Below are 15,566 nucleotides of genomic sequence, written 5' to 3'. Positions count from 1 at the left end.
TTAAGCCCTTATAGGGCTCGTGCAAGCCACCCCTTTTAGGGGTGGTCTTGACTGACTATACGGTAACTTGAAACAGACGCTCAAAGTTTTGATATAGAATCTGATCGTTCTCTTTATCGGTAAGGTTCAGCTTTAAAAAGCGGTCGAGCTCGGTTGCATGGTCCCACATGGGGAAATCGGTGCCAAACAACAGCTTCGCTGCGCCAAAATGGTGAATCAGCCCCACAGCCTCGTCGGGGGTAAGCTTCCAAAGACTGCTGGAGGTATCAAAATAGACATTGTCACACAGCAAATATTTTGCTGCATCGCTCCAGCGCTGGTAGCCGCCGAAATGTGCCGCAATGCAAACAAGGTCGGGCAGCTGCTGCATCACGTTGCAAAGGCGCTGTGGTGCAGAAAAATCGTAGCGGTCATCGCCCATATGGAACAGAATGGGCAGCCCTGCGTCACGAATTTTGCGGTAGACAGGAATCATGCGGGGGTCATCGATGTTAAATTTTTGAAAGTCGGGGTGTAGCTTGGCTCCGCGCAGCCCCATTTGGCATACGCGTTCTATTTCCTGTTCCCAATCGGTCTGCTGCGGGTGCAATGCCCCAAAGCCCAGAAACTGCGGGTATTTTTGGCACTTTTCAAAGATAAAATCATTGATGGAACGTACCTGCTCCGGCTTGGTGGCGACAGAACAAACCAGATATTTTGCTACGCCGATTTTACCGCCGCTTTGCACCAGCGCATGCGGAAACCCAATTCGCTCTATGCCTATGCCATAAAACTGCCCTACCGAAGCGGTGGCTTTTTCTGCAATTTTACCGGGATAGATGTGGGTGTGCGCATCTGTAATCTTCAGTATTCTTCCGTTGTGTATGATTTGCATGGTATCTCCCTACTTCTTATCCTTGAGCAGATCACGGATCTCGGCAAGCAGCTCTGTCTCGGTAGGGGCAGGGGCGGCGGGGATTTCCTCTTTTTTCTGCTTGTCTTTTTTTCGGTTGATGACCTTAATTGCTATAAAAATAGAGAATGCAATGATTAAAAAGTCGATAATATTTTGGATAAAGCTACCGTACAGGATTGCTGCCTCAGGTTTTACGATTTCACCGGCAACAATCTCCGCCGGGCTGAGGATATACTTCATCTTATTAAAGTCCATACCGGCGGTAATAAAGCCGAAAAACGGCATGATAATGTCGTTTACCAGCGAGCTTACAATTTTGCCGAATGCACCGCCGATGATAACACCGACAGCCATATCAAGTACATTACCTTTAAAGGCGAATTTTTTAAAGTCTTTCCACATGAGAAACCCTCCAAAGTTGATAGATTTGTTTTGTTTCTTTTATTATAAAACTGTTTCCCCCAAAAGCCAAATGTTATTTATTCGAAACTTTGTAGCCGGTTGTAAAATCGACGGGGTTCATCAGTTTTTCGCCTGCGAGATAAGCAGAAAGGTTTTGCTCGGCAATGCGCAGAATGCGTTGGTGGGTTTCGCCGTCGTGGTAGCCGCCCGATACATGCGGGGTGATGATAACGTTCTCCAACCCCCACATACGGTGGTCGGCAGGCAAAGGCTCAGGGTCGGTTACATCCACTGCAGCCCCTTTTAAATGACCGCTTTCCAGCGCGTTACAAAGCGCTTCGGTATCAACTGCACTGCCGCGCCCCACATTAATTAAAACCGCACCCTGTTTGCAGAGCGATAGGCGCTCTTGGTTCATCAACCCCTTGGTAGCGGGGGTTTCGGGCAGGCAAAGTGCTACTACGTCGGCACGGGGCAGCAGTGCGTCGAGCTGTTCGGTCAGGTACAATTCATCTATAAACTCAGGCTTTGCAGTACCGCTGCGGCGCAAGCCAATGGTATAGCCGCCGAATGCCTTGATGCGCCTTGCAAATTCACTGCCGATATCCCCAAGTCCCACAATCAGCACGGTAGAGCCATAGATAGATTTGGTGCTGCCAAGGTCCTTCCACAAACCTTTGTGCTGGTGGTCGCGGTAACGGTGCAGGTCTTTGTACAGCGTCAGCAGTACGCCAACCATATATTCCGAAATTGCAAGCCCATATGCCCCCGTTGCGTTGCATAGCTTTACGCCTGCCGGCAGCACGCCCTCGGGGATATAGCGGTTTGCACCCGCGCTGTTGAGCTGCAATAGCTCAAGATTCGGCGAATCTTTGAGCATAAAAGCAGGCGGAGAACCGAGAATGATGTTTGCTGCCTGCACCTGTTCTTTGGTAACGGTTCGTTCTTTCGCGTAGGTGAACTCAGCGTCCGGTGCTATTTGCTCCAGATGCTTTTTATGCGCATCATCCATCGGGATGAGAACCAATACTTGTTTTGACATGGGTAAAGCTCCTTTCGGTGATCAGCTGTTATTGCCGAGATCGGACATATTGTATAAATGAGAGTAAATGCCTTGCTTTGCGAGCAGCTCTTCGTGGCTGCCCTGTTCTTCAATGCCATTTTCGGTGAGCACCAATATGGTGGCGGCATTGCGGATGGTGGTGAGACGGTGCGCAATGGTAAAGGTGGTGCGCCCGTGCGCCAGTTTTTCCAGTGACTGCTGCACAAGGCGCTCGCTTTCGTTATCCAGTGCCGAGGTTGCTTCATCCAGAATCAAAATCGGTGGGTTTTTGAGGAATACCCGAGCAATGCTGATGCGCTGCTTCTGCCCGCCCGAAAGCTTCACTCCGCGTTCACCCACGTAGGAGCTGTAACCGCCGGAAAGCCCGAGGATAAACTCATGTGCACCCGCAAGCTTTGCCGCCTCAATAATCTCCTCTTCGGTAGCGCCCGGTCTGCCGTACGCAATGTTTTCGTACACAGTGCCTGAAAACAGGTAAACATCCTGCTGCACCACACCAATTTGTGAGCGCAGCGAGTGCAGCGAAAAATCGCGGATATCTTTGCCGTCAATGAGGATTCTGCCTGCGGTAACATCGTAAAAACGGGGGATGAGATTGCACAGCGTGGTTTTGCCACCGCCCGAAGGGCCTACCAGTGCGATGTTATCGCCCGGCTTTACGTGCAGGTGGATGTTTGAAAGCACGTTCTCCTGATCATTTTCATAGTGGAAATCGACATGCTCAAAGCGAATATCACCGGCGACGTCCTTCAGTTCCTGAGCATCGGGCGAATCGGTAATGTCCACAGGGGTATCCATTACCTCCAAAAAGCGCTCAATACCGGTCATGCCGCGCTGAAATTGTTCGGTAAATTCTACAATACGGCGGATGGTGGTGAGCAAAGTGGTCACATACAGCAGATAGGCGATGAGGTCAGCGGGGGTAATTTTACCTTTTATCATAAATAAAGCACCCGCCACCACCACGGTGATGTACATAATGCCGTCAAACAGGCGCGTGGTGCTGTGAAACCCTGCCATGTAGCGGTACATATCTTTTTTTATCCCGAGGAAATCACCGTTGCCCTGCTCGAACTTTTCCTCCTCAATCTCCTCGTTGGCAAACGATTTTACCACGCGCACACCCAGCAGGCTATCCTCCACCTGCGAGTTGAGCTCGCCGATCTGATGGCGCGATGCTTTAAACGCGCGGCGCATTTTTCGGTTAAAATGCGTGCAGCACACCAGCATAATGGGAATAACGGAGAAAATAATCAGCGTGAGTGGTAGGCTCATAGAAGAAAGAATGATGAAAGACACCACGATTTTTACGCCTGCAATAAAAAACTCCTCGGGGCAGTGGTGTGCAAACTCTGTAATTTCAAATAAATCGCTGGTGAGGCGCGCCATAATCTGCCCGATTTTGGTGTTGTCGTAATAGGAGTAGGGCAGGCGCTGCAAATGTGCAAACAGGTCGGTACGCATATCCGTTTCGATATGCGCGCCCATCATATGCCCTACGTTTGCCATGTAATAATAAGCCGCCGTATCGATGATACGCAGCACAAGGTACAGCGCACCGGTGGTGAGGATGAGCTGCACGGTAAGGCTTTGCGGGTCGTTTGCGCCCGTGTTGGTGATGTAGCGCACAATCAGCGGAAGAACCATTTCACAAACGGTGGTGAGCGCAGCGCAAACCAAGTCAAGGGCTAAAATACCGCTGTACTTTTTAAAGTAAGGGGCAAAGCGTCTAATCAAGGTACTTGTCTTCATACTTCTGGTGTTGTTCATGATAACCCGCTTCCCAAAGCTTTTAAAAACGACAAATTTTTGTTTGCCTTTGTTTTCTGAAAAGCTCTAACATAATTGATAAAATAAGTATACTATAAAATTGGGTAAAGGAAAAGATGAAAAGCATCAGCTCCTCATCTTTTTACGGTTGCATTTATCGGATAACGGTTGCTTCCAGCCCTGCAGGCTTTTGTACCGGCAGTTCCACAAGCTCCCGGTTTTCGCCGAATTTTAACGGAGTAACATCTGAGCCGGTGTATTTGAGCATGTCACGCAGACGGTTTTTTTCATCGGCCGAATAAAAGATATACGAAACCCCTTGGCGTTTCGCTCTGCCTGTACGCCCAATGCGGTGGGTGTAATACTCGTTTTCGTTGGGCATTTCAAAGTTAAACACAGCATCTACATCGTCCACGTCAATGCCGCGCGCTGCAACGTCGGTTGCAACGAGAAAATCAATCTTCCCCGATTTAAACTGAGCCATAATGCTGTTGCGTGCGGCTTGGTTCATATCGCCGTTTAGGCACTCGGCTTGCAGCCCCCGTTCCGACAACTGATTCCGCAGTGCCTCGGTGCCGTATTTGGTGTTGCAGAATAAAATAGCCTTTTTAATCTCCTTCAGCCGAATAATATCGATGACATCCTCCAGCTTTTGGCTGCCCTGTGTCTCCATGCTGTACTGGGCAATCATCGGCTTGCTCTCCTGCACCGGCAGCACCACCAGTTCCACTGCATCGCGCTGATACAACCAACCAATATCCATAACAGGGCGGGAGATGGTTGCCGAGAACATTGCCATAATTTTATTCTTGGGCAGCTTGTCCAAAATAAAACGTACATCTTTAAAAAAGCCCATGTCGAGCATTTCGTCTGCCTCATCAAGCACAATGTTCTGCACCTTGTTTAGGCGCAGCGTACCACGTTTGAAGTGGTCAATAAGCCTGCCGGGGGTGGCAACTACGATCTGGGGGTTGTTTTTTAGTGCCGCAAACTGTTTGCCAATCGGCTGCCCGCCGTATACTGCAACCACTTTGAGCCCTGCCTTAAACTGCGCCAGTTCACGCAGCTCATCTACAATTTGTGTGCACAGCTCACGTGTGGGGCAAAGCACTAATGCCTGCAGGCACTGCTGGCTCATATCAATTTTTTCAATGATGGGGATACCAAATGCGCAGGTTTTGCCTGTGCCGGTGGGGGCTTTTGCAATCACCTCGCGTCCATCGAGCATGACAGGAATTGCCTTCTGCTGAATTTCTGTCATTTGGGAGAAACCCATTTTCTCGACTGCTTTTAGTATCTCTGCCGAAACCGGAAGTTCGTTGTAGTTTATCATTCCGCCTTGTTTCCTCTCTAGTATCAAACAAAATCTATCTAATTAATATTAATTATACCACAGGCAAAGGCTTCTGCAAAGGGGGAACAATCTTTCGTCTAGCCGGTTGTAACATTTTACCAGAGGGGCTAATTTTATAACGAACCATTAAACCTACCCGGAGTTACACCGACAACTTTTTTAAATTTTTTGATAAAATAAAAGTAGTCGTTAAAGCCTACGGCTTCGCTGATTTCATTGAGGCTTAGGTTGGTGGTCTGCAAAAGCTGCTTTGCTTTTCCAATACGCAGCTCCGTCAGGTATTGAGAGTAGGTGAGGCCGGTCTCGTTTTTTACCAGCTGGCTTACATAGGAGGAGTTCATGTGGAACAGCTCTGAAAGCTTTTTTAACGAGATATCCTTCTCGTAATTTTCATTGAGGTATTTGATAATCTTCATAAAAGAGGACGCGGAGGAAGCATCTTGTGTTTCTCGCATGGGCGGTACGCACAGTGTATTCAACATTTCTGAAAGGATATCCTCGAAGCAGCCGTACTCCACAGCAAGCTGTTCATATCCGTACAGATAATACTCTTCCCCCTCCAGAATTGTGCCTAACAGTTTGCTGGAATAGATGTAATTATAAAACCGAAATGCAGAGCGCAGGTTAAACAACATCGAACAGTTTGCCGTCTGCAACTTTTCTAAAAAGGCTTTTAGCTGTTCCGGCGCGATTAGTGCCTGCTTCATCTGCGAGAACAGATCGTCTGTAAGCGGCCCCTCTACCAGTTTTTCACACACGGTAGGCGTGCTGCTAATAAAAAACTGGTATGCCATGATGGTGGTGTCTGAAATAGCATCTTTTAACTGGCTCGGCGCAACAGCAGCAGGCCAGATGCCGATTCCGCCTTTTTCGCCTGTATAGCAAATCAGTTCATTGGCGGCTTTTCTGTTTAGCGGACGTGAGGAGAAATATAGGTATTTGTGTTTGCCGAGTTTGAGGGTAAGCTCCGCACCGAGTTGTTTGGCAATATTATGTACCCTCACCGAAACTGCAATATAGTAACGCGGGGCAACCACCCCTAATTCCTCAAAAATCTCGGCAATTTGATGCTCGTTGCCTTCTTCAATGCTGTCCAGCAGGGAATCGCCGTTTAAAGTGGTTTCTTTGCGTATATTTTTTACCGCGATGCGCAAAAACGCAATCATTTCATTTTCTATAATCGGCTTAAGGCAATACCCCAGCACCTGCAATTGAATGGCTCGTTTTGCATAATCAAAATCGGCATAACCGCTTACAATAATAATTTGTATGTTCGGATTGATTTCATGGAGGCTTTGGCAAAGCTCCAATCCGTCGAGCCCCGGCATGCGGATATCGGTTACCACAATATCCACGCATTCCTCTTGGGCAAGGCGAAGCGCTTCGTTGCCATCTGTTGCGGTTGCGGCTACCTCCAGGCCAAGTTGTGTCCAGGGGATAGAGGTTTGTAAAAATTTTAAAATTCGGTTTTCATCATCAGCAAGCATTACCTTGAACATTGGTCAATTCTCCTTTGCGTATTATTGGAGCTTTTTTTCATAAGGAATACGGAGCAGAACCCTAGTGCCTATGCCTTCCTGGCTTTCCACAGTGATGCCATATTGCACCCCGTAGGTCAATAAAATGCGATGCTGTACATTCAGCAGCCCCACATGCTGCCCTGTAAAATCGTTCACCCGGGTCATGCCGGCTAATTGTTCCCGCAAGGTTTTTAACTGCCCCGCAGGTATACCTACGCCGTCATCCTGAATGGTAATGAGCAGAGCATCTTCCTGCAGACGTGCCCCGATAAACAGTGTACCTTTCTCTGATTTTGGCTCTAACCCGTGGTATACAGCGTTTTCTACCAGGGGCTGCAATAAAAACTTTATCATGGGCACGTCCTTCACATTTTCCCGTATGCTGTAGATGACGTTCAGTTTGTCGGGAAAGCGTGCCTGCTGGATATCCAGATATGCCTGCGTGATCTCAAATTCTTGCTTCAGGGGTACGATTGCGCTGCCTTTTACGTTATAACGGAACAGCTTGCCCATAGCGCCTGCGATGGAGGCGATTTCGGGTGTGTTTTGTTCAACCGCAATATCTCGGATGGATTCCAGCGCATTATACAAAAAGTGCGGGTTAATCTGGCTGCGTAAAAAATCAAGCTCGGCCTGTTTTTTCCCAAGCTTTGTTTCATACAAATTAACGGTAGCATCGTATAACTCGGCGGTGAGCCGTTCCTCCTCCTCCAGCAGCTCCGCAAAAGACTGGTTTAAGGTGCGTATCTCACTGCAGCCATCCAGAACAAGCTCTTTGTATTGGCCTGACAAAGGTGCTTCCTTTATCTGCTGAATATAGCGGGAGAACTGCTCCAGAGGAGTGACCATATTGCGTAAAATGGTGTACATCAGTGCAACCAGAATAGAAAATGCGGCCAGTACAACCATTACAATCCAGATTGTAGCCTGAATCACATCGTGGTTGAGTGCCTGCCGGTCAATGGCACTAATCATGTAATATCCTGCATCGGGTACGGGCGTGATATAAATCAAGTAATCCTGTGTTTCAAGAACACAGGTATCATCCTGACAAAATTCAGACAATTGTCCGCTCTGTGCCAAAATATCTGCACCGATTTCAGCAGAACAGTTAAACGGAAAGATATCACCGTCGGAGTCTGCAAGTACAAACGAGGTGGAGCCTCGCTCTGCCCGAGGCAGCGAGATGGGTGATTTTGCCGGATCGATGGAAAGGATAATACTGCCAAGATGCTCCCCGTAATGGGCAGAGTCGTGCATGCCGTATACATTGCGCCCAAAAACGAGCCGCTGTCCTTCCGGCGCGTTACTGATTTTAAGCGGGGTGCTTTGGATACCAAAACTCTGTGTTCCGTATTTGCCCTCTATTGTCTGGGCGAATTTCAGCAGGGTTTTGGAATCGAAAAAGTTGGACCAGCTCAGCTCGTCCGTAATGAGGGCAATATCACTGATATCCTGATTCATGATGGAGTAAGACGAGAACTGCACCAGCGTGCTGTTGATATATCTTTGAGTGTCCTCTGTGTAAGGCGAAAGCATCAGCCGTTCTATATTCTGGTCGAACAGAAGACTGGTGAAGATAGAATCGATGCGTTTAAAAAGATACTGCATTTCGCCATCAAATTTCTGGGCGGTATTTCGGGCATAGGCCGTAGCGTTTTTCACCATCAGATTATCCAATGCCATATAAGAAATCGTAGCCAAAGCAAAGCAGAGTACAAGCAGGCAGGCTAGAATAATTTTAAATTGTTTCTTGATAGAAAACTTGGAAAGTTTCACTGCAGTCCCTTCTTTCTGTTGATTTTATTATAACATGATCACCACTCGGTAAATATGGAGAAATGTTATATGGTGTCCTAATAAAATTCCATATTTCGCTCAAACTGAACAATTTACATAGAAAATATAAAATAATTACATTTTTTATAGGAAAAAGACCTTGAAAATGTCCATACCCATCCCAGTTGCCGTTTTGTATAATAAGGGTAAAAAGAGGGGCATCCATCCGGGAAGATGTAGGATGGCAATAGAGTGATAGGTGAGAAAATGAACAGACAAAAAACTACAACAACAACTTTACAACATTCAATCTGGAAACGAATGAAGAACGACTGGCTGCTTTATGCAATGCTGCTGCCCGTATTGGCTTGGTATTTGATCTTTTGTTATTTACCCATGGGCGGCGTGACCCTTGCTTTTAAAAACTATCGATATGATATGGGGCTTTGGGGCAGCCCTTGGGTAGGCTTTGAACACTTTAAAACCATGTTTCAGGATGCGGAATTCTGGCGCGCATTCAAAAACACACTGATATTCAGTTTCGGTAAGCTGTTGTTTCATTTCCCGGTTCCCATTGTGGTGGCAACCTTACTCAATGAAATACGGCACCCGCGTACAAAAAAGTTTTTTCAAACGGTATTTACGTTTCCTCACTTCATCTCATGGGTTGTGCTTTCCGGTATTCTGATCAATATGTTTGCATCAAACGGTATTGTCAACCAGCTGTTTGGTGTACTGGGTTTACCTGAGGTTTCGCCGCTGGTGTCGCTTACTTCTTTTCGTCCGTTTATTTGGGTTTCAAACATCTGGAAGGAGTTTGGTTGGGATTCAATCATTTATATGGCAGCACTTACGGGTATTGACCCTCAGCTGTACGAAGCCGCCAGCATAGACGGTGCAAACAGGCTGCAGAAAATGCGGCACATCACCTGGCCGGGTATTCGCGGAACGGTTTGTATTATGCTTATTTTGCAAATCGGCGGCATTATGGGTGGTGCCTCGTTTGACCAAGTATTCAATCTTTACTCCTCGCCCGTTTACCCGGTGGCAGATATCATCGACACCTATGTATTTCGCCAATCTTTCAGCGTAGGAACGAACTTTGGTTACACTACGGCAATCGGCCTTTTAAAATCGTTGATTGGCGTTATTATGATTACGGTTGCCAACAAGGTTGTGACCAAAGCGGGCGAAGAGGGCTTATACTAGAAAGAAGGTATTTTATATGCAAACTGCGAAATCGGTTGCGAAAAATCGTCGGCACATTTCACCCTTTGAAATTTCTCTTTACATATTCTTTGGTTTGCTGGCCGTGATTACCATTTACCCCTTTTATAATGTATTTATTGTTTCGCTTTCAAATACGATTGCCAACGCCACCCATACACCCTATTTGTATCCTCATGTCATCGACCTTACCGGTTACAAAACCATTATCAACGACCCATACTTTTTTAAATCATTGCGTACAACATTGTTTGTTACTATTGTAGGTACTGCGCTGAATATGCTTTTTTCGGTTACAGCAGCGTATGTTCTTTCCAAAAAGCGTCTTGTCGGACGCAATATTATCTTAAGTGTCATTTTGTTTACAATGCTGTTTTCGGGCGGTATGATACCGACCTACCTTGTAGTAAGCGGTTTAGGGTTGACGAATAGTATCTGGTCAATGATTTTACCGTGTTTGATTAACACCTACTACCTAATCATTATGAAAAACTACTTCGCCAGCCTGCCGCCCAGCCTAGAGGAAGCAGCACGTATTGACGGTGCGAACGAATTTGTGGTGCTTACACGCATTTATATTCCAATTTCAGCGCCTTTTATGGCTACTTTCGCATTGTTTTATGCCGTTGAACGCTGGAACGAATGGTGGAATGCGTTTTTGTATATCAACGACAAAAGCATTAAGCCTCTGCAAATCTACCTAAGGGATGTCTTGGTGAACTTTAACAGCCAGCTTGCCACACAGGCACAGTCCATTATGAGTTCGCAGGGTAAGGTGTTCGTCCAGTCCATCCAGATGGCTACGATCATCATCACCATGCTCCCCATTCTGTGTGTATATCCTTTTGTCCAAAAATATTTTGTCAAAGGAGTTATGGTCGGTTCTGTAAAGGAATAGGTCATTATGGTAAAATAATAAAAAGGAGAATCTACATGAAAAAAACAACAAGAGTATTATCACTGGCAATGGCACTTGTTCTGTCTGTTGGCATGCTCACAGGCTGTGGCGGAAAACCTGTTTCCAGCACACCTGCTGCGGGCGAAGCCGGAAGTGAAAGTTCTGCGGCGGTAGCCGAATCTTCAAAACCCGTAGAGATCAGCATTGCCATCTGGGGTGCAGAGGATGGTTTATCCGGCGGCGAAAATGACAAAGTTCTGAAAACACTCGAGGAAAAAACCGGTGTGCGCCTGGTTCCTCAGAACGTAACCTGGGACGATGCAGAGCAGAAAATTCAGCTGTGGGCCACCAATGGCCAGCTGCCCGATATTTTCAGCGGCGATTTTGTCGGCAAATCGTTTTTCTTCAACTGGGTGGAACAGGGTGTTATCCGCGCCCTGCCCGATGACCTGTCTGCATACCCGAATTTAAAAGAATATCTGACAATGGAACGTGCGGTAGCAGCAAAGCAGGACGGTAAATACTATATGGTTCCCCGCCAGACCTACGGCGATATCTCTTACAGCGTACAAGATCGCAACGTGGTTTACCGCTGGGACTTAGCGCAGAAAGCCGGTGTCACCAAAGAGCCGGAAACCTACGATGAATTCCACGATATGATCAAAAAAATTATTGCAGCCGACCCTGAGGGTAAAAAAGTCAGCGGTATGACGCAGGCTCTGCCTCAGCTTCTTGGAGGATTTATTTACCCTTACGGTGGCATCATCGATAAAAAATGGGTCGAAAAAGACGGCCAGTTTACACCAAGTTATTTTGCAGGCGACCTGAAAGCCTCAATGCAGCTTGCCCGCGATATGTACAAAGAAGGCACCATTGAAAAGGACATTGCCCTTGCCAAGCTGGATACCTCCAAAGAGAAGTTCCTGCAGGGGCAGAGCGCTGCTATGGTATTTGCCGGGTCGGGCCCTGCATGGCTGTATAACCAAATTGGGCGTGATTACGAGACCCTGTACGGGCGCAAATTCCTCGACGATATACGTATTGCAAAGTTGTACCCCGGTGCCGACGGTAAAAAATACTATTTTGTAGATACCGAGTCTTGGTCTGAAAGCTACATTTCCTCCAAGGTGGATGACGAGAAGATGGCCGCCATCTGCAAGCTGTTCGACTTCCTGTACTCCGAAGAGGGCATCCGCCTTATGTTCTGCGGAATTGAAGGCGAAGACTATGAGATTTCCGGCCGCATGACGGTTATGAAAGAAGGCGTAGTTTTGGCGGATAAGTACCCCTTCATGAATCCAAACTCCAACATCAACAGCATTGCAATGTGGAACCCTGGTGACTGGGATTCGAGATTCCCCTCGAACAACCCTGCCGAGTATCGCGCCCTGAACGACGCACGCCACGAGGATGCTATGAACAACGGTACTCTGCCCAAGTACTACGATGCTATCATGTTCCTTTCCACCCCGCTTAAGGATAAGTTTGTATATAACACCAACGATGACTTAATGCAGATTATGATGGGCACCGAGCCTGTGGATAAAATGGTGGATGACCTGATGGCTCAATACGAAACCAAGGGGCTGTCGAGCATGCTCAAAGAAGTCAACGAAGCTGCCGCAAAAGCCGGCATCAGCAAATAAGACCTAAACTATACTTAGCTATGGGTATGGCACGGGCCCTTTTCCGGGCTCGTGCCATATTTCTTTCAGAAAGGAAAAACAAAGATGGAGAACCATACATTTTACGGCGTCCTCACTTCGCGGGAGGAATTTCTATACCCGGACAGCAGCTGCTCAGTTCTTCCGACTTCGCTGTGTCTGGCTGCTGCACAAAACGGTCTGCGTGGCATTCAGGTTTTGCTCAAAACCAGTGGGGACACAGTAAAACTTCATCTGGAAAGCGAAAGCTTTGAGCCGCAATGGTATCGCATGGTTAAAGTTCCTGTGGAATACAACACCGGCGATGGGGTGGAGCAGGGCGGCGGCATGGTGCTGGAAAGCCGCCCAGCTGAGAAGCCGGCCTATGCCACCCGGCTGGCACCCTTTTGGGTGTATGACTGTCTGGCACCTGCCGCGGAGGGAATGGTGCAAACAGCAGACGGCCTTGCCGCTGTTTACTTCTGCCTTCACCCGAAAAGGGAGCTGGCGGCAGGGGAACACACCGCCCTGCTTTCTATCGAAACCGACGAGGGCAGATACACTTGTACCCTTACCATACAGGTGTATCCGGTAAACATCCCCGCAGAAACCTTTCCGGTAACCAACTGGTTCAGCCTGGACGCAATCTGCCGATTCCATCAAGTGGAGCGGGATACCCCGGAATTTTATGCTGTGTTAAAAGAATATGCACTGGCTATGCGCCGTGCCCGCCAGACGCTGTTTTACTTGGAGCTGGACGATACCTGCGTGATTGGCAGAGAACCCTACACCTTTGATTTTGAATACCTCCGCCCCATCATCGAGACATTTTTCAGTGCCGGAATGCAGCAGCTGGAGATTGGACCGCTGCTGTCGCGAGGCTTTTTACCCGACGGTATGCCAGATATGTATACCGACCGCTTCAAGTGCGCTATGGCCCCGCAGGTTCCTGTTGATACCCCCGAGGGCTACGCCATTACGGTGCGGTTTGTGCAGGCACTGGCAGCCTTTCTGACAAAATACAATTGGCACAACCGAGTTGTGTTTCATGTTCACGACGAGCCCGATATCCATGCGAAAAGCCCCGGAACCATCGAGGCACGTAAGCAGCAGTACTATCTGGCTGTAAACATTCTACGCAAATACCTGCCTGGTGTGCATACCATTGAGGCGGTTTCCTCCGCCGAATTTCGGGGCGGCGTAGATATTTGGGTACCCGGTACCCCCGGTTACGAGGAGCAGAAAGAAAAGTTTGACCACCTGATTGGATTAGGGGAAGAGGTTTGGACCTATGTGTGTTGTGGGCCTGAGGGGCATTGGCTCAACCGCTTTTTGGACTTTGCGGTACTGAAAAGCAGGCTGCTTTTTTGGGGCTGTGCCAAAAACCGCATTTCGGGCTTTTTGCATTGGGGCTTTAACCAATTCCCAATGGGGATGGATCCGTTCAAAGGCACGAGTTGCCCCAACCACACCGGAATTGGTACAAACTTCCCCTGCGGGGATTCCTTTATCGCCTATCCCGGCAAAAATGGCCCATGGATTGGAATGCGGCTGGAGGCACAGCGCCGGGGTGCGGAGGATGCCGAACTTTTGAAGCTGCTGCGGCAAAAGGACGAAGCCCGACATGACGAACTGGTGGGCAGAGTATTTACCAACAACTACACTTATAACGACGATCCTGTGTTTTTTGAAACTGTATATGAGGAGCTTTTGCAGGCTCTGAGCGACTGGAAGGAATGAGAGAATGAAACAGGTAACCGCCATTTTGCTGGGCGCCGGCGCCCGAGGGCAGATTTATGCCAACTACGCTATGGAGCATCCGGAGGAGCTTAAAATTGTAGCGGTAGCAGAGCCCAAGACAAGCCGCAGAATACAGTTTTGTGAAAAATACGGTATTTTACCTAAAAACCAATACGAGAGCTGGGAGCCGTTGCTAGCGCAGCACCGCCTTGCCGATGCGGCGCTGGTATGCACTCTGGATGATCTGCACACCGCCCCCACCTTGGCGGCACTGGATAAAGGTTATCACGTTTTACTCGAAAAGCCGATGAGCAACACCGAAGACGAATGCCGCGCCATTGAGGCGGCAGCCCGAAACACCGGGCGGGTGCTCAGCGTTTGCCATGTGTTGCGGTATACACCCTTTTATCAAAAACTGAAAGAGCTCATCACAGCCGGAGCTGTGGGCGAGCTGGCAGCCATAGACCAAATAGAGAACGTTGGTTATTGGCACCAGGCTCATAGCTTTGTTCGGGGTAATTGGCGAAATTCAGCCGAGACGAGCCCGATGATTTTACAAAAGAGCTGCCATGACCTCGACATTATTTTATGGCTTATGGGGCGTGACTGCGAGCGGATTGCCAGCTTTGGCAGCCTGCGGCATTTCACGCCGGAAAACGCCCCGAAAGGTGCGCCTGCCCGTTGTTTGGATGGCTGCCCACATAGTGAGAGCTGCCCCTACTATGCCCCAAAGCTATATCTTACCGACAACATCGGCTGGCCTACCGATATGATCAGCACCGATCTGTCATACGATGGTCGGGTCACAGCGCTGAAGGAGGGCCCTTACGGTCGGTGCGTCTACTACTGCGACAATAATGTGGTGGATCGTCAGATGGTGGGCATGGAGTTTGAGGGCGGGGCGGTGGCCAGCTTTACTATGACGGCCTTTACCACCGATTCTGCCCGACAGATTAAGATCATGGGCAGCAAAGGTCAAATTACAGCTGATATGGGGACAAACACCATAGTCCTGCACCGTTTTGGTGAAGATGAGCCCGAAACATTTCGTATTATACCGCCTAAAGCGAGCAACAACTACGGTCATGGAGGTGGGGACTACTGCCTCATGCGTGATTTTGTCCGATTGGTACAGGGACAAGGGCAGGGGGATGGCCTATCCTCAGCCCGGGCATCGCTGCAAAGCCACCTTATGTGTTTTGCAGCTGAGCGTTCCCGCCTAAGCCATACCGTAACGGAGATGAGTGAGTTTCTCTCCCATCCATGAGGTGAAGT

General features: G+C 48.4%; 12 protein-coding genes. 5 read left to right on the top strand and 7 right to left on the bottom strand.

The window, feature by feature from the left end:
* Positions 1–55 precede the first annotated feature (55 nt).
* From RTV33_RS06435 to RTV33_RS06405, 7 genes are all read right to left on the bottom strand, one after another.
* On the bottom strand, positions 56–874 hold the full coding sequence (locus RTV33_RS06435; RefSeq protein WP_312642671.1) for an amidohydrolase family protein: 819 nt from the start codon (positions 872–874) through the stop codon (positions 56–58).
* Positions 875–883: 9 nt separating this feature from the next.
* Positions 884–1,297 carry a large-conductance mechanosensitive channel protein MscL gene (gene mscL / locus RTV33_RS06430; protein ID WP_312642670.1) on the bottom strand — a complete coding sequence of 138 codons (414 nt, stop codon included), beginning with the start codon at positions 1,295–1,297 and terminating at the stop codon, positions 884–886.
* A 73-nt stretch (positions 1,298–1,370) separates the two neighbouring features.
* Positions 1,371–2,339, bottom strand: coding sequence for a D-2-hydroxyacid dehydrogenase (locus RTV33_RS06425; RefSeq protein ID WP_312642669.1), 969 nt, complete (start codon positions 2,337–2,339; stop codon positions 1,371–1,373).
* Between the two features lie 21 nt (positions 2,340–2,360).
* Entirely contained in the window at positions 2,361–4,130 is a 1,770-nt protein-coding gene (locus RTV33_RS06420) for an ABC transporter ATP-binding protein (RefSeq protein WP_312642668.1), read from the bottom strand.
* A gap of 154 nt (positions 4,131–4,284) precedes the next feature.
* Entirely contained in the window at positions 4,285–5,463 is a 1,179-nt protein-coding gene (locus RTV33_RS06415; protein WP_312642667.1) for a DEAD/DEAH box helicase, read from the bottom strand.
* Positions 5,464–5,597: 134 nt separating this feature from the next.
* Entirely contained in the window at positions 5,598–6,983 is a 1,386-nt protein-coding gene (locus tag RTV33_RS06410) for a response regulator (RefSeq protein ID WP_312642665.1), read from the bottom strand.
* 21 nt (positions 6,984–7,004) lie between these two features.
* Positions 7,005–8,783 (bottom strand): histidine kinase, encoded by a 1,779-nt coding sequence (locus RTV33_RS06405; RefSeq protein WP_312642664.1) that lies wholly within the window; start codon positions 8,781–8,783, stop codon positions 7,005–7,007.
* A gap of 267 nt (positions 8,784–9,050) precedes the next feature.
* Between RTV33_RS06405 and RTV33_RS06400 the strand changes: the two genes are divergently transcribed.
* From RTV33_RS06400 to RTV33_RS06380, 5 genes are all read left to right on the top strand, one after another.
* Positions 9,051–9,992 carry an ABC transporter permease subunit gene (locus RTV33_RS06400; RefSeq protein WP_312642662.1) on the top strand — a complete coding sequence of 314 codons (942 nt, stop codon included), beginning with the start codon at positions 9,051–9,053 and terminating at the stop codon, positions 9,990–9,992.
* A gap of 16 nt (positions 9,993–10,008) precedes the next feature.
* Positions 10,009–10,908, top strand: coding sequence for a carbohydrate ABC transporter permease (locus RTV33_RS06395; protein WP_312642660.1), 900 nt, complete (start codon positions 10,009–10,011; stop codon positions 10,906–10,908).
* 35 nt (positions 10,909–10,943) lie between these two features.
* Positions 10,944–12,554 carry an extracellular solute-binding protein gene (locus RTV33_RS06390; protein ID WP_312642658.1) on the top strand — a complete coding sequence of 537 codons (1,611 nt, stop codon included), beginning with the start codon at positions 10,944–10,946 and terminating at the stop codon, positions 12,552–12,554.
* An 84-nt stretch (positions 12,555–12,638) separates the two neighbouring features.
* Positions 12,639–14,291 carry a DUF4091 domain-containing protein gene (locus RTV33_RS06385; protein WP_312642656.1) on the top strand — a complete coding sequence of 551 codons (1,653 nt, stop codon included), beginning with the start codon at positions 12,639–12,641 and terminating at the stop codon, positions 14,289–14,291.
* Between the two features lie 4 nt (positions 14,292–14,295).
* The gene (locus RTV33_RS06380) at positions 14,296–15,558 is read left to right on the top strand and encodes a Gfo/Idh/MocA family oxidoreductase (protein ID WP_312642655.1); all 1,263 of its coding nucleotides are present in this window, start codon (positions 14,296–14,298) and stop codon (positions 15,556–15,558) included.
* The last annotated feature ends 8 nt before the right edge of the window (positions 15,559–15,566 follow it).

Origin of the sequence: Hydrogenoanaerobacterium sp., from assembly GCF_032017025.1 — a bacterium.
Lineage (GTDB): Bacteria > Bacillota > Clostridia > Oscillospirales > Ruminococcaceae > Hydrogenoanaerobacterium.
This window is presented reverse-complemented; position numbering and strand designations above follow the sequence as displayed.